12 protein-coding genes and 5 pseudogenes are annotated in these 19,997 nt (G+C 51.5%); 14 read left to right on the top strand and 3 right to left on the bottom strand.

The genetic code is table 11. The features are described 5' to 3' along the window. Nucleotides 1–437 precede the first annotated feature (437 nt). From KOO62_11165 to KOO62_11110, 12 genes and pseudogenes are all read left to right on the top strand, one after another. Nucleotides 438–1,874: pseudogene (locus KOO62_11165) on the top strand (S8 family serine peptidase). 264 nt (nt 1,875–2,138) lie between these two features. Further along, nucleotides 2,139–2,393 (top strand): annotated as a pseudogene (locus KOO62_11160) (PKD domain-containing protein). Then, a pseudogene (locus KOO62_11155) lies at nt 2,388–2,657 on the top strand (PKD domain-containing protein). The pseudogenes KOO62_11160 and KOO62_11155 overlap by 6 nt, the downstream one beginning before the upstream one ends. A 27-nt stretch (nt 2,658–2,684) precedes the next feature. Continuing rightward, a pseudogene (locus KOO62_11150) lies at nt 2,685–2,921 on the top strand (PKD domain-containing protein). A 465-nt stretch (nt 2,922–3,386) separates the two neighbouring features. After that, nucleotides 3,387–3,629 (top strand): annotated as a pseudogene (locus KOO62_11145) (PKD domain-containing protein). A gap of 805 nt (nt 3,630–4,434) precedes the next feature. After that, entirely contained in the window at nt 4,435–7,011 is a 2,577-nt protein-coding gene (locus tag KOO62_11140) for a hypothetical protein (GenBank protein MBU8934548.1), read from the top strand. 95 nt (nt 7,012–7,106) lie between these two features. Continuing rightward, on the top strand, nt 7,107–7,388 hold the full coding sequence (locus KOO62_11135) for a GYD domain-containing protein (protein ID MBU8934547.1): 282 nt from the start codon (nt 7,107–7,109) through the stop codon (nt 7,386–7,388). 88 nt (nt 7,389–7,476) lie between these two features. Continuing rightward, the gene (locus KOO62_11130; protein MBU8934546.1) at nt 7,477–8,226 is read left to right on the top strand and encodes a glutaminyl-peptide cyclotransferase; all 750 of its coding nucleotides are present in this window, start codon (nt 7,477–7,479) and stop codon (nt 8,224–8,226) included. Nucleotides 8,227–8,244: 18 nt separating this feature from the next. Then, a complete protein-coding gene (locus KOO62_11125; GenBank protein ID MBU8934545.1) occupies nt 8,245–9,003 on the top strand; it encodes a GNAT family N-acetyltransferase in 759 nt (252 codons plus the stop codon). A 6-nt stretch (nt 9,004–9,009) separates the two neighbouring features. Next, nucleotides 9,010–9,444 carry an ester cyclase gene (locus KOO62_11120; protein MBU8934544.1) on the top strand — a complete coding sequence of 145 codons (435 nt, stop codon included), beginning with the start codon at nt 9,010–9,012 and terminating at the stop codon, nt 9,442–9,444. After that, a complete protein-coding gene (locus KOO62_11115) occupies nt 9,441–9,890 on the top strand; it encodes a GNAT family acetyltransferase (protein ID MBU8934543.1) in 450 nt (149 codons plus the stop codon). The genes KOO62_11120 and KOO62_11115 overlap by 4 nt, the downstream gene beginning before the upstream one ends. 68 nt (nt 9,891–9,958) lie before the next feature. Continuing rightward, nucleotides 9,959–11,653 (top strand): YgiQ family radical SAM protein, encoded by a 1,695-nt coding sequence (locus tag KOO62_11110; GenBank protein ID MBU8934542.1) that lies wholly within the window; start codon nt 9,959–9,961, stop codon nt 11,651–11,653. A 363-nt stretch (nt 11,654–12,016) separates the two neighbouring features. Here the strand turns inward: KOO62_11110 and KOO62_11105 are convergent, their stop codons facing one another. Next, nucleotides 12,017–14,461 (bottom strand): tetratricopeptide repeat protein, encoded by a 2,445-nt coding sequence (locus tag KOO62_11105; protein ID MBU8934541.1) that lies wholly within the window; start codon nt 14,459–14,461, stop codon nt 12,017–12,019. Nucleotides 14,462–14,799: 338 nt separating this feature from the next. On the opposite strand from KOO62_11105, the gene KOO62_11100 reads away from it, so the two are divergent. Together KOO62_11100 and KOO62_11095 are read left to right on the top strand one after the other, a co-directional pair. Continuing rightward, nucleotides 14,800–15,951: a fibronectin type III domain-containing protein gene (locus KOO62_11100; GenBank protein ID MBU8934540.1), complete on the top strand. Its 1,152-nt coding sequence runs from the start codon at nt 14,800–14,802 to the stop codon at nt 15,949–15,951. A gap of 225 nt (nt 15,952–16,176) precedes the next feature. Beyond that, nucleotides 16,177–17,793: a fibronectin type III domain-containing protein gene (locus KOO62_11095; GenBank protein ID MBU8934539.1), complete on the top strand. Its 1,617-nt coding sequence runs from the start codon at nt 16,177–16,179 to the stop codon at nt 17,791–17,793. A gap of 38 nt (nt 17,794–17,831) precedes the next feature. Here KOO62_11095 and KOO62_11090 read toward each other — a convergent pair whose 3' ends face one another. Then, nucleotides 17,832–18,671 carry a hypothetical protein gene (locus tag KOO62_11090; protein MBU8934538.1) on the bottom strand — a complete coding sequence of 280 codons (840 nt, stop codon included), beginning with the start codon at nt 18,669–18,671 and terminating at the stop codon, nt 17,832–17,834. Continuing rightward, nucleotides 18,668–19,996, bottom strand: a complete 1,329-nt coding sequence (gene tolB, locus KOO62_11085; GenBank protein ID MBU8934537.1) for a Tol-Pal system beta propeller repeat protein TolB — start codon at nt 19,994–19,996, stop codon at nt 18,668–18,670. Before tolB ends, KOO62_11090 begins: the two co-directional genes overlap by 4 nt. Nucleotide 19,997 lies beyond the last annotated feature (1 nt).

Raw genomic sequence — 19,997 nt, 5'->3', positions numbered from 1 at the left:
CATAAGCGTTAATGCGCACTATTGCGCGTCGGTCCCCGAAATCAGCTTTTCCAAATATTTGACAGGAAGAACGAAGCTTCGACAAAAGCCTGGAAAAAAACAATGAGGGATACCAGTCATACATGGCTTATATATCGGCTAAACACAACAATGTCAATAGCTAATATGAAAAAAAACGATCGGTCAATCGACCCGTGATAACTTGACCGCGAAATGCCCTTGACCAATTCAATTCAATTGCGTATCTTACTTTTTACTGTGAATCTACTGATAGTGGGTTCATTCCGGGGCAGGCACGTAGCCCTGCCTGCAAATGTTGCACTCATGCGACGCCAAAGCTGCATTCCTTTTTCTAGAGGAGGTGATGCTCTGACGTAAGAACATTTATCAATTAATTAGGTAATTTAATAGTAAACTCTCTTCTCACCGGAGGGGCCATGAAAAGGTTCATGATTTTCCTGTCGTGCGTTCTTTTTCTCATTCCGATTGTTGTTTCAGCAGACCAGATTAAGCAAGTAGACCAACCTAGAGATATTCCGGCATTCCTTGGTTATGTCCAGGACGAGTTCATTGTTGTCCTTGATCACAACATGGGCCGCATGGAAGTAAGTCAGGCTTCTAATGCCGTGGCACACATTGGCGATGCAGAGTTTGATGCGATCTCTGACAAGTTTGCAGTGTCTCGCATCAAGCAACAGTTCCAGGGTGCTGGTGCCAGTGCCAAAACGGCCGAATTAGCCAAGTATCATAAAATAAAATTTGAATCGGGCGATCTTGACGATGCGATGGCCGCCTATCGCAATCATCCCTTGGTGGAGAAGGTTGAACCGATAGGCATTCATGCAATGTTTGCCACTCCCAATGACGGCTATTATGACCCCTATCAATGGTATCATAATCAGGCAAACGACGACGATATCGATTCCCCCGAAGCCTGGGATATACAGACTGGCTCAACGTCGATTATCATCGCAGACCTCGATTCAGGAACGCGATACTATCATCCCGATCTGGGTGGAGCGAACGCTACTGTCGCCAATCCGGGAGCGTCTCGGGGCAACATGTGGATCAATGATGCCGAGTTGAACGGCTCCGCCGGCGTTGATGATGACGGCAATGGCTACATTGATGACTGGATTGGTTACGACTTCATCGATGGCGTCAGCAACTGCTGGACCGGTGAAGACTGTAACGACAAAGATAATGATCCTCGCGACTTCAACGGTCACGGCACTCATACGGCCGGTATCATTGGCATGCTAACCAATGACGGTTACGGTATGGCTGGAACTGCCGGTGGCTGGGGCAATGGTTCCCAGGCCGTAACCGGAAACGGTGTCAAAGTCATGGCGCTCCGTATGGGGTATTCGTACAACTACTTAGGCCAGGAATACGGCGTAGTGATGATGGATGCCGCCGCCGAGGCGTTTTACTATGCCGCCAATAATGGCGCCAATATCGCCACATGCTCATGGGGTTCCTCTAACTCCGGCGGTATTGCCGCTGCCGCCGATTATTTCATCGCCAATGGCGGGTTGATTTTTGTCGCTTCAGGAAACGACGGTTCGGAATCTGCCCCTTATCTGAACAGCCGCAGCGACTGTATTTCGGTGGCCGCTACCGATGAAAATGACGCCGCCGCTTCATTCACTACATATGGCACCTGGGTTGATATTTCGGCACCAGGTGTTGGCATCTATTCGACCTATCACGACCACACCGATGCGGCGACCACCTTCTGGGCCAGCATGGACGGGACCTCGATGGCCTGCCCGATGGCGGCTGCCGTTGCAGGTCTGATCTGGTCGCAGAATCCTACCTGGACAGCCTCGCAGGTTGAGGACCAGCTTTATAGTAGCGCCGATGATATAGATGCGGAGCTAGCTTCCAAGTACATCGGCAAGATGGGTGCGGGTCGTATCAATTCGTACAATGCCGTTAACACTGGTCCGCCGCCGCCGCCGGTGGCTGCTTTCGTCGGCTCCCCGACTTCGGGCACCGAGCCATTAACGGTAAACTTCACTGATCAGTCGACGGGTAGTATCACTGACTGGAGTTGGACGTTCGGTGACGGCGGGACTTCTACAACACAGAGTCCGTCTTACGAATACACAGCGGCAGGAACCTACACTGTCACCCTGACCGTAACCGGTCCGGGTGGATCCGACGATGAAATCAAGACCAACTACATCACCGTTGATCCGTGCGTGGTTCCTACAGCCGGGTTCACAGGATCGCCAACTTCAGGTGAAGTACCGTTGCTGGTCAATTTCACTAATTCCTCCAGCGGTGCTACTTCGTATTCGTGGACTTTTGGTGATGGCGGCACTTCGACGGCCACTAATCCCAGTTACACGTATAATACGGCTGGTACTTACACGGTCGAATTGACCGCGACTAACTTCTGCGGTGATGATGTATTCACCAGAGTGGATTATATCACCGTCACATGTACAGCACCAACAGCCGGTTTCACCGGTTCACCGACATCCGGCGACTATCCGCTGAGCGTGAATTTCACTGACCAGTCAAGTGGTGCCACGTCGTATTCGTGGACATTTGGTGATGGAGGTACTTCGACTACGGCCAGTCCGTCGTACACCTATACTGCAGCCGGGACCTTCACCGTTACGCAAACCGTTACGAACTCTTGCGGCACTGATCAGCTAGTCAGGACTGACTATATCACCGTGACGGAACCGCCGCCTCCACCACCAACGGCTGACTTTGTTGGTAACCCCACCAGTGGCAATTACCCCCTGACAGTAGACTTCACTGACCAGTCAACCGATGGCCCGACGAGTTGGAGTTGGACCTTTGGGGACGGTGGTACTTCCACAGCCCAGAATCCTTCGTATACCTACAATACGGTAGGAACATACACGGTGACTCTGACTGCCACCAACGCCTACGGCTCAGATGACGAGACCAAGACGGACTACATCACCGTGAACGAGGAAAGTTTCGCTGAGAAGACCTATGCTCAATCTGAGACTTCTGTTCTTGGAACATATAGTGGCACGTTTGCCAATACAGTGGCGAGTGATGATGCCTACGAAGTGATTACCGAATCGGAATCCACCGGCCATCCGCGCAAAGTCACCAGCAATGCCGAACACCAGTGGACCTTCAATGTGGGAGGCGGCGCGACGGTGACGTTCTTCCTGGAAGCCTATCGCTCAACTAACAGTGACGGCGATGATTTCATCTTCGAGTACTCGACCGACGGCGCTACCTGGTTGTCGTTGACAACGGTGGCTTCGGCTACCGAGCAGGTGTACAATGCTTCCTTGCCAGCCTATACCAGTGGAACGGTCTATGTCCGTACGCGTGACAGCAATCGCTCCTGGGGACTGACCAGTCTCGATGCCTTATATATCGATCAGATGTATATCGAATTTGAGTCTACACCCGGACCTCCTGTGGCTGATTTCTCAGCTTCTCCGACTTCTGGTCCATACCCTCTGGCAGTGAACTTCACTGACATTTCGACCGGCAACCCAACGAATTGGAGTTGGGACTTCGGGGATGGCGTGGGCACTTCGACGGCTCAGAATCCCGGTTACACCTATCCGAACATTGGTACATATACTGTAACCATGACAGCAACCAACGCCTACGGTTCTGATGTCGCTACCATGGTTGACTATATTAACGTTACCGATCAACCCAGCGATGAAATGCATGTGGCGGATATTGCGGTTGGACGAGCGAAGTCCGGTCCCAACTATTTTGGCACCTGCACTGTCACTATCCAGGATGATGTTGGTGGAGCGGTCGCCGGGGCCACTGTGTACGTTACTGCAACCGGTCCGACCGGAGGAACTTACAATGGCGTCACAGCGGCCGACGGCACAGTTGATTTCCAGACAGCAGGTATGAAGAAACCTGTTGGAGAATGGTGTTTTGAGGTAACGAACGCTACTCATGCGACCATGACCTACAATGCCGGCGCTAATGCTGTGACCAAATCGTGCGAGAGTGGTGATCTCTTTGCCAACGGTGGCGTTACGGGCATGATCGCTGAGGAGTTTGGTCTCTCTCAGAACTATCCTAACCCGTTCAACCCGACCACCGAAATTGGCTTCGCCCTGAGTCAGGCCGGCCACATAACGATTGCTGTCTTCAATATTACAGGACAGCAGGTTGCAACTCTGGCCGACGGTTCCTATGGAGCAGGTCAGCACTGTGTTACGTGGGATGCGACGAATTATGCTTCAGGCATGTATTTCTATCGTATTCAGACCGACGCGATGACTGAAACCAGGAAAATGCTGCTTATGAAGTAGCCTTTCATCGTAAATTGATTTTCGTAAGGGACAGGTCATTCGGGCCTGTCCCTTTTTCTCTGGCGAGATTCAAGCGGATTTGCTAATAGTCCTTGTGGCATTTGAATCTACCGACTATTTTAGTCGGGATTAGAAAGATGCTCTCTTGAATTGTGAGGACAGGAGTACGGCAACCAAGTTTTCTCAACAGCGAGGCAAGTGGGTCTGTGCTCTCCTTATCGTTAGCTTCCTAACCGCCGCCCAAGCCACGGCCCAACGGGCCGAAATCGACAAAGACTATTTTCAGGATTTGTCCACCGCTTCTCTATTGTGCATCGGAACTCATAACATCGGCAAGCTGGTATTTGGCATCACCAATTTCGGTATGGTCGGTATTGGCGAAAACCGAGGGGTGACATTGGATTGTTTCTCAGGTACCAGGGTCCGGTATGGCGAATACCCAAAGGGGAGCGGCAATTCCTGTTTCTACAAAGGCGGTTTGTGGATCGGTGCAGTGGTTGATGGCGACACCCTGGTCAGTACAGGGGCCGAGGGGAATAATCAGTCCCGTGAGTTTCTCGCCGTAAGTCCCATGATCCGTCGATCTACGCTCGACCCTCTGGCTGATGAATTCTCTGACGCAATATCCGAACTGGATTACATCGGAGTCTATGCCGACACTTTTTCCGCCATTTCTACTTTTGACCCTATCGAGCGACGGTTACACACCCCCCTGGGAGTGCAGGTGACCCAGCGGTCCTTGTCATGGTCGTACGCCCACACTGATGACTGGGTTATCATCGAATACACAATTGAGAATGTCGGCAACAATTTCCTCCAGGACCTGTACGTCGGGGTCTACTGGGACGTTGATGTGCATAAGGGAGGGATTGACCTTAACAGATCCAGGGATCCGTATGGCCGCAAGTCCAATCCCGGAGGAAGCGAGGACCTTGGCGGGTATATCCAAACTTCGGAATACGAGTATAAGAGCTGTGTTTATCGGGACACTGTCAATATTGCCTGGACGGCCGATAATGATGGCGATTACAAGGGCGGAGATTTCACAGTGCCCAACGTCGCTGCCCTGCGGGTACTTGGCATGGCCGGCACTGAGCACACAGTGAGCTTCAACTGGTGGTCGTTCAACTATTCCTCCTCCTACGATTTCGGACCGCAGACCAAGGAGGGCTTCCGTCAGATGGGCAATGGCATAGGTACCCCCATAGGAGATCGAAACAAATATGCCATGATGAGTAACGGACACATCGATTATGATCCTGTTTATGCTCTGGCTATCCAGGCGGTTGACCAGGTATGGGCCAAACCCAGTAGCAAAGTAGCCCAGCGAATCACTCGTGGACTTGATTTCCAGTATGTACTCTCAGTGGGACCGTTTGACATGCTACCCGGATCAGAGATTGTAGTGCCAGTGGCATTCGTGGCTGGTGAAAACCTACACCGTGAACGGTATAATCTTTACTTTAACATGTTGCGCAACTATCAACCTGATGAATTCAGATCCGGCCTGGATTTCACTAGCCTGAAAGCCAACGCGGATGTGGCCGCAAGAGTATACGACATCCCCGGAGTCGATACGGACGGTGACGGCTATTCAGGAGCATTCCATGTCTGCGACATTGTGGATACTTTCTATTACAAAGGTGACGGCGCTCCAGACCTGGTTGCAGCAGCCCCACCTCCGAGTCCGGACTTGAGATTATACCCAATCCGCAACGGAATAAGGCTTCGCTTCAATGGTCTTCGCTCCGAGAATACTCCGGATTTGTTTTCCGGCGAGATTGATTTCGAAGGATACCGCGTTTACATCGGCCGAGATGATCGAGAAGAGAGTTTCTCGCTTATAGCATCATTTGACCATCATAATTACGACAAGCATACGTTCACTCATCAGCATCGCCTTCAGAACTACTTCCAGGTGATGGATACCCCATTCACGCTTGAGAAACTTCGCTGTTTGTACGGTTTCGCGGCGGACTCCTGTATGGATTCAGCCTTTTCACCCCTTAACTACACGTATCATCACCCATATATCCACCCGCTCTTCCCTGAGGATTCGATCTTCTACTTCACGAAACACGGGTACAATCAGTCGAATCTGAATGCCTCGGCCCCTATCCACAAGATTTTTCCTGACCAACCTCCGCCCGGTTCATTAGAACATTTTGAGCCCGATGAATTGACCGATGACGGCTACCCGAAATACTACGAGTACGGGTGCACGATTGAGAATCTTCTTCCCAACGTACCCTACTACGTGAGCGTTACCTCTTTTGATGTCGGGTCGGTCATAACCGGTCTGGCGTCGCTCGAATCTTCGATTCTGATAGGAGCCAAATACGCTTACCCGGAAGATGCGTGGGATCATCTGGATGACGAAGTTGGCAATGTCTATGTCTTTCCCAACCCATACCGTCAAGATGCTTACTACCGTGTCTACGGACTGGAAGGGTTGGGTATGGAGGATCGTTCGCGCGACCGCGTACGCAGGATCACGTTTGCCAACCTACCTCCTCGCTGTACCATTAGCATTTATTCTCTCGATGGTGACTTGATCCGCAAAATGGATCATGACATTGATCCATCAGACCCGATTTCACCATACCACGAGTGGGATCTAGTATCGAGGAATACACAACTGGTTGTCTCTGGTCTCTATTATTGGATAGTAGAGAACGAGGACGGACAGACCCAGATCGGGAAGTTAGCAATTCTTCTTTAATGATATATCAAGTCGCACGATTGGTACAAATAGTTTGCTCCGATTTGGATCGTGTATTATTATAAAAGTGAAGAACCTTATCGTCAGGAGGGAATATGGCAACGTATATTATGGCCATGACTATCAACCCGGCCGCGAAAAAGGAACACCCCGATCTTTCGCATCATGTTAACCAATCGCTGGAAATCTTTACCAAGAACAAAGTGATCGTTGAGAAGTTGTACGCCACCCTCGGTAGGTACGACTTCCTGGCCGTGTTCCAGGCGGAGGATCAAATTGTAGCTTTCCGGGTGGCTTCGGAAATTAACAGTGCGGCTATTCTCGAAACAGAGACCTGGCCGGTTATTCCGTTCGAAGATTTCGCGCAACTGCTATGATCGGAGAAAGGTGTTTCTTGCATTGAGAGCCAGAAGCACCATAAGGAGCATTCAGATAGCGTGCCTGCTGGTCATCGGCGTCGCGTTCATCTCGAGCTGCTCCGAATCAACCGGTCCAAAAGAAAACGAGCCAGAGATCACGCGGTATTACACCTACCGCGTAGTCACCGAATATCCGCATGATGCTGCCGCCTTCACGCAGGGTCTTGCGTACGTTGATAGTACGCTTTACGAAGGGACTGGGAAATTTGGTCATTCCTCGCTTCGCAGAGTAGAGCTGGAGACCGGAGCGGTTGAGGTGATGATAAATTTGTCGGCTCAGTACTTCGGCGAGGGTATCACCGTTCTTGGTGACCGCATATTCCAACTGACCTGGCAATCAAATGTGGGATTCATTTATGATCGCACAACACTTGATTCGCTGGGACAGTTTGAATATAGCACCAGTGGCTGGGGGCTCACCCATGATGGCTCACGTTTCATCATGAGCGATGGCTCAGCGACGCTGTATTTTCGGGATACGACAACCTTTGATGTGATTAAAACGATCTCGGTTCATGATTCTTCAGGTGCGGTTTCACTGCTTAACGAACTGGAATTCATCAACGGCCAGATATATGCTAATATCTGGATGGCTAACCGCATCGTACGTATCTCACCAAGTACCGGCTTTGTCACCGGATCAATTGATCTCACTGGCATTATCGAGTGGACCTCGGGGATGGATGTGCTCAACGGTATTGCCTATGACTCGAAGAACGACAGACTTTTTATAACCGGTAAAAACTGGCCCAAGCTGTTTGAGATTGAGTTGGTAGAAGTAGAATCTGATGAGTGAAGGATCGCTCGCAGGATCATGATCGACCCGAACTACACCCTCGTCACCGCAGTTGATTGCAGTGATCTGCTGGCGATAAACAATCCGCTCGTCGTTGAGTCGTGGCCGGAGTTTATGCTTCACGATGCGGTCGCTGGGCTTCACTGGAATGACCTATTTCATAGGTTTCCTGAGTATCAATTCTCGTTGCTTGATCAGGATACTCAAAAGGTCATTGCGGCTGGCAATTGTATCCCTCTCGCGTGGGATGGTGACCCTTCTCAACTGCCTGACAAAGGCTGGGATTGGGCGCTTGCTCAGGGAGTCGATGATTTGGCCAACGGAAGGCAGCCCCACACTCTGTGCGCATTGCAAATTATGGTAGCGGGGTCGCATCGAGGTAAGAAGCTCAGTTCACAAATAATCGAGATTATGAAGAAGATCGGTTCTGACAATGGTCTCAAAAGACTTATCGCGCCTGTTCGTCCCAACTTCAAGAGCCGCTATCCCCTCACCTCGATGAACAATTATATCAAATGGGAAAACAGCCACGGGCTGCCGTTTGATCCGTGGTTGCGAGTTCATTTCAGGATGGGGGCAGAAATCATAAATGTCTGTCCTCAGGCAATGCACATTAGTGGTTCGATCACACAATGGGAGCAGTGGACAGAGATGCCGCTTCCTGAGAGCGGTCGATACATCATTCCCGGAGCACTAGTGCCGGTCGAAATAGATCGCAACGCCGACACAGGTATCTACGTAGAGCCGAATGTATGGATGGTTCACAGGCAAGCCTGAAGTATTATGAGTATGCGCAAACAATTGGAGCAAGTAGCCATCGAATGGATGCGGGAATTGTGGACAGCGGGTAATACATCTGCAGTTGATCGCCTTCATGCGGCTGACTTCGTTGATCACAGTGCTGCCGGACGAGATACTTCCAACAATGGATTCAAGGAAGGGATCAGGAAGTTTTTTACTGCTTTTCCGGATTTCCATCCGACCGACGATCATCTGGTCATTGATGCCGAGCAAAGTGAGGTAACGATACGCTGGACGGCGGAAGGGACGCATCAGGGAGAATTTCTGGGTGTGGCTCCGACAGGTAAACGGATTACGTTTCGTGGAATTGAGATTTTGCGAATTGTCGATGGGATAATCACCGAACGATGGGGAGAATGGGATGGATTTGATTTACTGGACCAGTTGCATGCTCCCACCTCTGAGGACAAACAGTGAATACCAATATCTCCGCTCTGGCGGTACGGCCGTATGAGTTGTCTGATGAGGAGGCTGTAGTCGCGCTGTGGAATGTGGCATTCCCCGACCCGGCTCCTCACAACGACCCACAAACAGCAATTGCTCGTAAGCAGGAAATACAGCGAGAGCTGTTCTTTGTAGCAACCATTGAGGAACGCTTAGTGGGGACGGCCTTGGCCGGATACGACGGCCATCGAGGATGGGTATATTCGGTTGCGGTCGATCCCGAGTGTCGTCGCAGGGGGATTGGGGCGATGCTGATGACCCGTGTCGAGAGTGAGTTGGCTTGTATCGGATGCCCGAAACTCAACCTTCAGGTCCTGGCATCCAACAGCGAGGTAGTAGCGTTCTATCACCGACTTGGCTACCACGTCGAGGAACGGGTGAGCATGGGGAAGCTCCTGACTGGGAAAACGGACAGATAATCTCGAACGTCACTAACCTTCAACCCGTCAACACTTGACACTGGTGACTCAAGCGAGCATCATGCGTCATGTTTCTACCCTCAACATCTGCTGAACTACGCCGGCTCGACTGGAAACAACTCGACATAATCCTGGTGACTGGCGACAGTTATATTGACAGTCCGTATGTGGGCATAGCGGTAATCGGGAAAGTGCTCCTCGACGCCGGTTTCAAAGTGGGTGTTATCGGCCAGCCCAACATCAGTACGGATCGCGACATCACTCGTCTTGGCAAGCCGCGTCTTTTCTGGGGAGTGAGCGGTGGTTGTATCGATTCGATGGTAGCCAATTATACAGCGTTGAAGAAAAAAAGACGGACCGACGATTTCACCGCCGGTGGGCAGAACATTCATCGTCCCGATCGGGCGGCTATCGTTTACAGCAACCTGATCCGGCGTCACTTTAAGAACAGTCCCCCGATTGTCCTCGGCGGGATCGAAGCCAGCCTTCGTCGTGTCTCGCATTACGATTACTGGTCAGATCGTGTCCGTCGTTCCATCCTTTTTGACGCCAAAGCGGATTACCTGCTATACGGGATGGCTGAGCGCAGTATCGTCGAACTGGCAACCAGCCTACGGGACAATTCCGACGTATCCGGCATTCCCGGGTTATGTCGTATTGCGTCCGCGCCAGTACCGGACTATGTCGTGCTTCCATCGCACGAAGAAACAGCCCGTGACAACCAGGTGATCACAGAGATGTTTCACACTTTTTACCGCAACAATGATCCGGTGACAGCCAGGGGGTTATGTCAACAGCAGGATACACGCTATCTTATTCAGAATCCGCCGGGGTCGTACCTGAATGAACAGGAATTGGATCACGTCTACGGGCTGGATTTCGAGCGCGACCTTCATCCGATCCATCGTCCTGACGGTAAAGTCAAGGCGCTGGAGACGATCAGGTTTGCTATCAACACCCATCGCGGCTGTTATGGTGAATGTAATTTCTGCGCGATCGGGATTCACCAGGGACGGACTGTCCGCTGGCGGAGCGAGGAATCCATTCTGAACGAGGCTCGACTACTGACTCGTCATCCTGAGTTCAAAGGGAACATCCTTGATGTCGGTGGTCCTACGGCCAACATGTACGGTTTCGAGTGTCCGCGAAAAGAGACCAAGGGGAATTGTAACGACAAGCGGTGCGTATTCCCTAAAGTGTGCCGGACTCTTCGGCCCGATCATTCGCGACAGACGGCGCTACTGAAAAAGATACGAAAGATTCCCGGCATCAAACGGGTGTTTGTCGCTTCTGGTTTGAGACATGACATGGTTCTGGCGGACAAGAAACACGGTCCGGCTTATCTCGACCAACTGGTGCGGCACCATGTGTCAGGGCAGTTGAAATTAGCTCCGGAACATTCCGAAGAAGCTGTTTTAGAGATGATGGGCAAACCAGGACGGAAGGATCTGCTTGATTTTCGTGAGGCGTTCTTCCGCTCTACCAAACAGGCCAACAAGAAGCAGTTTCTCACTTACTACATTATCGCTGCGCATCCGGGGTGCACCGAGGAGCAGATGCAAAAGCTCAAGAAATTCACCAGCCAGAAACTCAAGATCAACCCGCGACAGGTTCAGGTTTTCACACCGTTACCTTCGACCTATTCGGCCCTGATGTATCATACGGAGACAAATCCGTTTACCGGCAAGCGCGTATTTGTAGAGAAAGGGCTGGCCGGCAAACAACGCCAGAAACGGATTATTGTTGATACAAAACGGCGGTAGGAACCCAATCCTACGTTTCTGTCACCCTTCCACGATTTGTCACCCCTGTGAAAACAGGGACCCAGTTCTGTATTCTCAAAATGGCTTTGTTTGGTAATACGCGTTTTGGCGTTTTGGCGTAACTCCTTGTCATTAGTTGCGTAATGCGAATTCTCTTATAGTTTCAAACGGTGAAATTGTAGTATAATTGGAGCACTTTTCGTATTCCTTTTGGATACGAGTTGGGGTTCGTTCGTTTTGTATATGTCTCATACACAAGGGCCGGAGAAAAGAAACTGGGGTGAGGTTGTGTGGAAAGTGAGGCAGGCATCGCCTGTTTTTTGTCATATGTCACCCTGATCGGAGTCGAAGCCTAATGCGATCCTACTTGCTCTCGCTCAGCCTTCCTTCGACACGCCGCAAGTCTGACAGGAGTTCCTTCAAGCACTTTGCAGGGAAACCGTTGGGAGCATTATTCGCATGAGGCCTTACTAGATCAAGCCCCTCTCGGTATGCTTCTGCCGCTTCTAACGGACGCCCCATTGAGTCAAGTACGTTTCCTTCCATACCAAGACTCCAGGCCACGCGTGGCTCATAGCACTCCGAGTCTGCCTCAGCGAGACGACGATAGATCTTCGTGCCCTCCCTGCTCGCACCCAGTGCCTGAGTCCATTCATTGAGTGCACACAGATGCTTCGAGAGGTTGCTTAGGCTGCTCGCCAAGTCCGGTTCATAGCGCGCCGGGTTTGAATTGGCAAGCCGACGCTGCACATCAAGAATCTCCTCAATCACTAGCCGTACCTCTTCGTTGCGGCCAAAGTGTGTGAGGCAATCCGCGAAGGCGTAGAGTCCCGCGGGCATGCTGGATTCGTAGCGTGCCGGACTTGCTACAGCCAGGCGACGCAAGATATCCACTGCCTCCTCTACCGTTCGCAACGCTTCGGCCCACTTGTTGTCTGCGCGAAGGTAAATTGAGATATTGACAAGACATCCGGCCAAGTATCGTTCATACGAGACCGCATCATTCTTGGAAAGAAGACGATATATCTTCAGAGCGTCTCTACCTGTACTCAGTGCCTTAGTACTAAACCCTTGCCTGCTTTGGAGGGCAGACAGGTTGGCTAGGACTAGTGCCAAGTGCGGTCCGTGGCGCTCAGGGTCCGATTTGGCAAGACGACGACAGATTGCAATTGCCTCCCTTATCACCGCCATAGCTTCCTCGTGAACACCATCGTCACTCAAGGAATTAGAGAGGCTATTCAATGCTGTCGCCAAGCCGTCTTCGAACTCACTTCGGCTCCTTGCTACCAAGCGACGCCAGACCTCTACTCCCTCCCTTATCGTTGCCAGCGCACTCTGATTGTCGCCAGCCCGTGACTGAAACACCGAGAGATTGACGAGTAGGCCTGCTCGTCCGCGATCATCGTCTGCGTTCTCCAGAAGCGTCTTCCATACTGCGATAGCTGTGTCGATAAGACCAATGTGAAGAAACTCCCTATTCACAAACGGCTGAATCAACTCGCATCGATCGGGATTCCCGGCGACTGCATCAGGTAGCCATTTGCTCAGACGATCGTCGAGAATGCCAAGGGCGATTTCGGCATCATAGCTCAGCCGAGCAAAACGATCCAAACCACCCTCAAGGTCATTCTCTAATGCCGCCCAGATGAGTTCCGGAGCGATCTCTTGATCCTCGGCAAGAACCTTGACCACAAACGCCGCCGCGACGATGTCCGGTTGAAGTGCCAAAGCAATATCATCACTGAGCACTCCGGTATATTTTAGCGTAAGCTTGACATTCGTATCTTCAGCAAAGCCGAGCTGCAGGTCGGGATTCTTTACCAACTCCTTGATCTGTTTCAAAGGCAATTCATCAGCAAGAGTCGCCATAGCAAGCAACCGCGCAAAACCAAGTTCATCTTCCAACCCAGCGCCCCTGGCTATATTGCGCAGACGCTTAAGCTCACGTTTGACCAGCGCATCGACAACGATTGGACCGGAATACTGCACCACGTGGTCGTCGGGATAGATAGCAGTGTAGACCGCAGCAGCCAGAACAAACAGGGCGCGATCATTCTCTTTCTGATGTCTCAGCCATTCGGCCAGAATCTCCTCGGACAACGGTGGCGGATTGCTACCGCGCAACTCAGCGGCTTTTTCCTGCGCACTAAGAAACAGCTTGTGGGCGTCGGCGGGGGACATTCGTTCCACAATCGTCGGAATTGGATCGTGTATGTCATCCGCTCCGCTATCCTCTATGATTGGCAGCCAGCTCTCCAACGGCTGGCGGGAGAGGAAAAGTACACGTACGCGTTGGCTCTTGTCCATCCCGGCCAGATCACAGAATAGCTCTCTGACGGCGTTTCGGTTCTCTTCGGGATAGTCCACAATCAAGAGAGTGCCCGCTTTGTTCATGGGGAAGGTCTGTGACTTGCGAAGGTCAACAAAGCCGGCTGCCCACCCCTTCCCTTTTAGCGATTCCGCAAACTCGGCCGCCAATCGGCTCTTGCCCACGCCGCCTTCGTCCTGCTGACGACCGGTTACAAATTTCATACGAACCGCCGGATCGCTTGCGGCCCAATCATCCAGTTCTTTCATCTGCTTGTCCCGACCGGTGAAGTCGGATAGACGCGTGTGCCAACTAAGCAAGGAGAGCTCAGACTGACCCTCCACAGCATCATGCCACGGGACTTTCAGATCGGAGGCAGCCTCAGGAGACGCCTCACCGCCACCAATATAACCGAAAGCGGTTACTTGGGGTCCGTAGTTTGGTCCTCCTACGGCAAGCAGATTGACAGTAAACAATACTCTACCCCTTGTACGGTACATTATCTACTCGTTGTGGGAATATAGGGCAGTATTGGCGTTGTGTCTATCGATAACGGGATATCACAGCAAGCTGTAGGGTACCGCGAAGAGTGGGACACGGGGGCGTCTGCCACCCCCCAAATTAGACAGAGACCAAATGATCGCATTTCTCTCCTGTCCACATCCTGCTCAGGTAACTCAGACTTAGAACAGAATCGGCCCAACGAGTTATATTAGAGTACCTTCTCCACCCAGTTATCGCGTTGTCAGACAAGGCATTAAGCGATCATGTCGGGATTGGCTCGGAAATTGCAGACTGATCATCTATGTGTTTCAAAACGAATACGGAGGCCTGCAATATGACGTACCGATCTGGGATATTCCGGTCAATTTATCAACTACACCAGCTACAGTCGGTGGTCATCATACTTCTCGTTACACTCTCAATCGTTTTCGTGGTTTCGTCCCCTGTTGAAGCCCAACTAAGAGCGCCCGGCGCCACCTCAAGCTCGGTTACCTTGACCTGGACCGCTCCTGGCGACGACAGCACTACCGGCACCGCCGCTCAATATGACATCCGTTACTCCACTTCGTTGATCGGCGACGACAACTGGAACAACGCCACTCAGGCAACCGAAGAACCGTCACCCCAGATAGTCGGCACTACAGAGATATTTGAAGTCACCGGCCTCGAGCCAAGCACTACATACTACTTCGGTATAAAGGCAGCCGATGAAATTCCCAATTGGTCCGCCCTATCCAATATTGCCATCATCAATACCGAAGCAGAGACGGAAACACCATCCGCCGTGGCTGATCTCAATATCAGCGACTACACCAGCACAGCCGCCACCCTGAGCTGGACCGCACCGGGTGATGACGGTACCAATGGCACTGCCAGCCAATATGAATTGCGTTATGCCACTTTCACAATAACAGCAGTCAACTTTGCCTCGGCTACGCTTGTCGCCGATCTTCCGGCTCCACAAGTAGCTGGTAGCGCCGAGACGTATACGGTCACCGATCTTAACCCGAGCACGACCTACTACTTCGCTCTCAAGACAGCGGACGAAGTCCCCAACTGGTCTGAGATTTCGAATGTAGCATCCGGTACTACCGGCCAGGAGGAGGTTCCTCCGGCGGACATTGATGATCTGATCGCCCTGGTTTCGACCACGACTACAATAGCTCTAAGCTGGACCGCCCCGGGCGACGACGGAACCAGTGGTACCGCTACCGAATATGAGTTGCGCTATGCCACCTTCCCTATCTCCTCACTTAACTGGGGAACAGCAACACTCGTTTCCGGCGTTCCGGACCCTGAGGAAGCAGGCGGTAGCGAGACATTCACTGTGGAGGGATTAACCGAGTCAACCACATACTACTTCGCCATCAAAACAGGTGACGAAGTCCCCAACTGGTCTGGAATCTCAAACGTTCTCAGCGCCGCAACCACCGGTGATATCAGTCCACCAACCGCTATCACCGATCTGGGACCAAGCGGAGGATAAGAAGGACTGACCAATGCCTTCTGCCCCGACAAGCCCGAAAGATCGGGTGAGCCGACCAGGGAAGGAATACCGTGAGAAACCATTGACAAAGTATCAAAAAAAGCGGTAGTCTAAAGGTCAGTACCCACGGTTCTACAGTATGCCCGTTTTCTCGTAAGGTTCGTGATTAAGGGGTTTACGGGTATGATCCGACAAGTTAGGTAAAGCTGGTTACGGAGAGAACAAATGCGAGAGATGTCCCCACATCAGTTATCAGACACTTTTCGATTCGTAGTCCTATCAATCATTGTTTCAGTCCTGATATTGCTGCCGATCTCCGATGTTCAGGCACAGTTGCGCCTTGCCTCTACCTCCAATAACTCTGTAATTCTCTCGTGGACTGCTCCCGGTGACGACGGAACTGAAGGGACTGCATCACAATATGATATTCGGTACTCCACGTCGTTGATCGACGACGCCAGCTGGAACAACGCCACGCAGGCAACCGACGAACCGAGTCCACAGATAGCTGGCGGAATAGAGACGTTTGAGGTCACTGAGCTCGACCCCGGCACCACGTACTACTTTGCCATAAAGACCGCCGACGAGGTCCCCAATTGGTCCACCCTGTCCAATGTAGTATCCTTCAGATTTAACACTGCGCCCTCTCCCCCTATCCCTCAGAGTCCACCGAATGATTCTATCATTAGTAGCCTGGCACCACTACTTATCGTTGGCAACGGCACGGACGCTGATGGAGACACTTTGACCTACGACTTCGAGTTGTATAATGAGGCCGCTGATGTCCTTCTGGCAGATTCAACAGAGATCGCCGAGGGTATTGATTATACTCAATGGCGTGTTCCTGGTGACTTGCTGGCTGACAGCACATCGTACAGTTGGCGCGTCCGTTGTTACGATGGCGAACTCTATTCCGAGTGGACGGATACTGTTCGATTTGCAGTCGACCTTAACGCCGACGTCAATTTGCCGCCCACAATGCCGACCCACCTATCACCAGCCAACAACAGTATGATAAGTACTTCCACGACCCAGATAGTGCTCGTCATCGAGAATGCGATCGATCCGGAAGGTGACGTCCTGTCGTACGATTTTCGTATCTACAGTGATGCTCAACTGACACAACTCGTCGAGGCACAGATTGATGTACCCGAGGCTCAATCTCAAACTTCGGTTACACTTGATTTCACGCCCGTCAAAGGTCGCACCTACTGGTGGCAGGTCCGTGCCAATGACGGAGAGAATGTCACCGCCTACACTACGGCTACTCGATTTGATTATAATGACCTGGCCACCGGCGGTGAGGAAACAGAGGCCGGGGCCAGTGGCCCTACCGGTGATCAAGTGATATTGACCAGCCGCCCTGTCCTGACGGCGGCCAATGCGACTGTGGATGAGCAGAAATACTATTATTTCGAAGTAGCTACTGACTCCGATTTCGTGGGACGGGTAATCGCATCACCAGGGATTCCAGAAGAAACTGACGGATCCACCAGTTGGCAGGTTGATGAGGAACTCGAATCAAATCAGGATCATTATTGGCGCGTTAGGGTCAATGACTATGCCTATTCACCTGTGGCCAAATTCCATGTAGCTGTTGATGTCTTTGCCGCACCCAACCCCGTGCACCTTAGTAATCAGGTCACATTTCATCTTCCGGACGAACCGTACGATTTGATGATTCAGACCGTTTCGGGTGAAACAGTAATCATCAAGGAGGGTGTCTCCATCGAGTGGGAATGGAATCTCAACAACGCTGCAGGTAATCAAGTTGCTGTTGGAGTGTACCTGTGGTATCTCACCGGTACCGACGCACGCGGGAAGATCATCGTCAAGCCATAATAGTTCATTCTGGATTTCTCTAGACTCGTCTCCAGCGATCAGAACAATGGCCTCTCCGTACGGGGACTGAAAGCATAGTAGAGTCTTATTCGGCGTTCACTGTCGCCCCCCTCGACAGCCAACACTTTGACAAGGGCTGTGAAGCCTTCGACAGTCTGCACCCGCACCCAGTCACCGGTCTTGACCATCACGCGGTTTTCAGACGACACAACGCCCTCTGCTATCAAATCGGAGATATCCGCAAGTTCACCTCCATTATGTACCAGGCGCAACTTGTTGTCGCGGAGAAAACCATCGAGGCGCAAGGGTGAAGCCAGGTAGTCCTGACCATCCCTGGAATAGAAATACAGATCATTAGATAAATCATCAGCTCGGACGAACTCATTTCGGATAAACGAAAAACCATCGCGCTCTGATGAGTATCTGATTGCCAACTCCATCTCACCCCGTGGACCACAGGCTGTGACCAACTCAAGTGAAGGCTTCGAAAGTGAACGATCAGCCAGAACGGTCCTGACCGAGACATAATACACGACACCGTTCTGAAGTCCTTCGGCCTCATATTGTTCGATTCCGTCCTCAGGATTGGTGTCACCCGGAAAAACCGGGTGATTGTGGGGCTTTACCGTAGCTGGCAGGGATGGGCCGGAATAGTCGGCGACCAATGGTTGCTCACTGATATAGATGTTGTAGCCCGATTTCATGGCGGAGCAATCTTCCTTGAAGGACACGATCATAGTGCCGTCATTGACATCGACGCGCACATCATTCGGCACGCAGCCAGAAGTCGTTTCCTCGGTAATCCGTTTGGGTCCGCAACCACCGGCAAAGAGCAACGCCAGAATTAGAGGCACAATGCAAATGTTCTGTATCATCATCGAACGGCCGCTCCCCAAACCGGGTTGGTGCAATTGCCGCTTCGCGTAAGGCGACGCTGATTACGACCGGTGATATCCATCGTATACAGATCGCTGGTTCCAAGTCTCGTTGAGGAAAATATAATGTGTTTGCCATCGGTACAGAAATGCGGGTTCTCATTCATTCCTTTGTCAGTTAGGATCCGATAGTCGGCTCCAGAAGTATCAATCGAAGCGATATCAAACCGTCCTCTCTTGCTTCGACTGACAAAAGTGATCCTGTTCCCTCGTTTCGACCAGACGGGCGAATCGTTATAACCGCCTTCGTATGTCAGACGCCTGAGATTGAGACCATCGGTATCCATAATATACAGTTGGGGACGACCGGTGCGGTCCGAAGAGAAGACAATCGAGCGACCATCGGGTGACCACGATGGAGCACTTTCGATAGCTCGATGGTGCGACAGACGCTTGATGACGCGCCCATCAAGACCGAGGACATATATCTCCGAGTTGCCATCCTTGCTCAGAACACAGGCAATCTTGTTGCCATCGGGGGATACCGACGGAGCCGCTACAAGACCTGGGAAACTCGCTACACGACTCACCTTACCATTGTCCACGCGAACTTTGTAAAGCTGGGGATCACCATCTACATAGGATGTGAAATAAACTTCCTTACCGTCGGCAGAAAAGAAAGGTGAGATATTGATTGATCCGTTTTTTGTCAACTGTCGTTCGTTGGCACCATCGTAGTCAGCAATGAAAAGCTCCTTCGCCTCTCCTTTTTTACGGGCGAAAGCAATCTTGGTTCTGAAGATACCTTCCTCCCCGGTAAGAGTGCGTACGATCTCATCGGAAATGTTGTGGGCAATCTCGCGCCAGTACATCTTGTGATACTCAAATGAACCCCGCGCGATCTGCTGTCCGGTATGGGTATCAAACAGACGCCACCGGGTACGTAGATTGACACCGGGAAACTCCGCTTCCAGCTTGATCAGGATATTGGCCCCCAGCCTTTTCCAGCCCAGTATGTCCATCTCAGTAATCTCGTATACCTGCATGAAGAAGGAGTCCAGACCAATCAATTCGAAATCGGCATAGAAATCTATGTCCCGTTGAACTACCTGGGTGACCCAGCGCATCATGGATGAATCGTCTGACGAAATATACTGGTTGCCAATGAACTTCATCTGGTCCACACCAACCGGTGTAGCCTGGAAACCGCTCGTGGTCAGTGTATCAAAGAAAATATTGCGTATTCGACCCGGATCGGTTTGAGCTATACCCGATAGAGGCAGGATCACAATAGCGGCCAATAGGAACAGAGCTGTTTTCGAGTGCATA

The organism is Candidatus Zixiibacteriota bacterium, from assembly GCA_019038695.1.
Lineage (GTDB): Bacteria > Zixibacteria > MSB-5A5 > GN15 > FEB-12 > B120-G9.
This window is presented reverse-complemented; position numbering and strand designations above follow the sequence as displayed.

Bases quoted from the DNA above. Each gene is read 5' to 3' on its own strand.
- KOO62_11105 (MBU8934541.1), bottom strand. From the start codon at position 14,461: ATGTACCGTACAAGGGGTAGAGTATTGTTTACTGTCAATCTGCTTGCC.
- KOO62_11090 (MBU8934538.1), bottom strand. From the start codon at position 18,671: ATGATGATACAGAACATTTGCATTGTGCCTCTAATTCTGGCGTTGCTC.
- KOO62_11100 (MBU8934540.1), top strand. From the start codon at position 14,800: ATGACGTACCGATCTGGGATATTCCGGTCAATTTATCAACTACACCAG.
- KOO62_11110 (MBU8934542.1), top strand. From the start codon at position 9,959: ATGTTTCTACCCTCAACATCTGCTGAACTACGCCGGCTCGACTGGAAA.
- KOO62_11135 (MBU8934547.1), top strand. From the start codon at position 7,107: ATGGCAACGTATATTATGGCCATGACTATCAACCCGGCCGCGAAAAAG.
- KOO62_11095 (MBU8934539.1), top strand. From the start codon at position 16,177: ATGCGAGAGATGTCCCCACATCAGTTATCAGACACTTTTCGATTCGTA.
- KOO62_11125 (MBU8934545.1), top strand. From the start codon at position 8,245: ATGATCGACCCGAACTACACCCTCGTCACCGCAGTTGATTGCAGTGAT.
- tolB (MBU8934537.1), bottom strand. From the start codon at position 19,996: ATGCACTCGAAAACAGCTCTGTTCCTATTGGCCGCTATTGTGATCCTG.
- KOO62_11120 (MBU8934544.1), top strand. From the start codon at position 9,010: ATGAGTATGCGCAAACAATTGGAGCAAGTAGCCATCGAATGGATGCGG.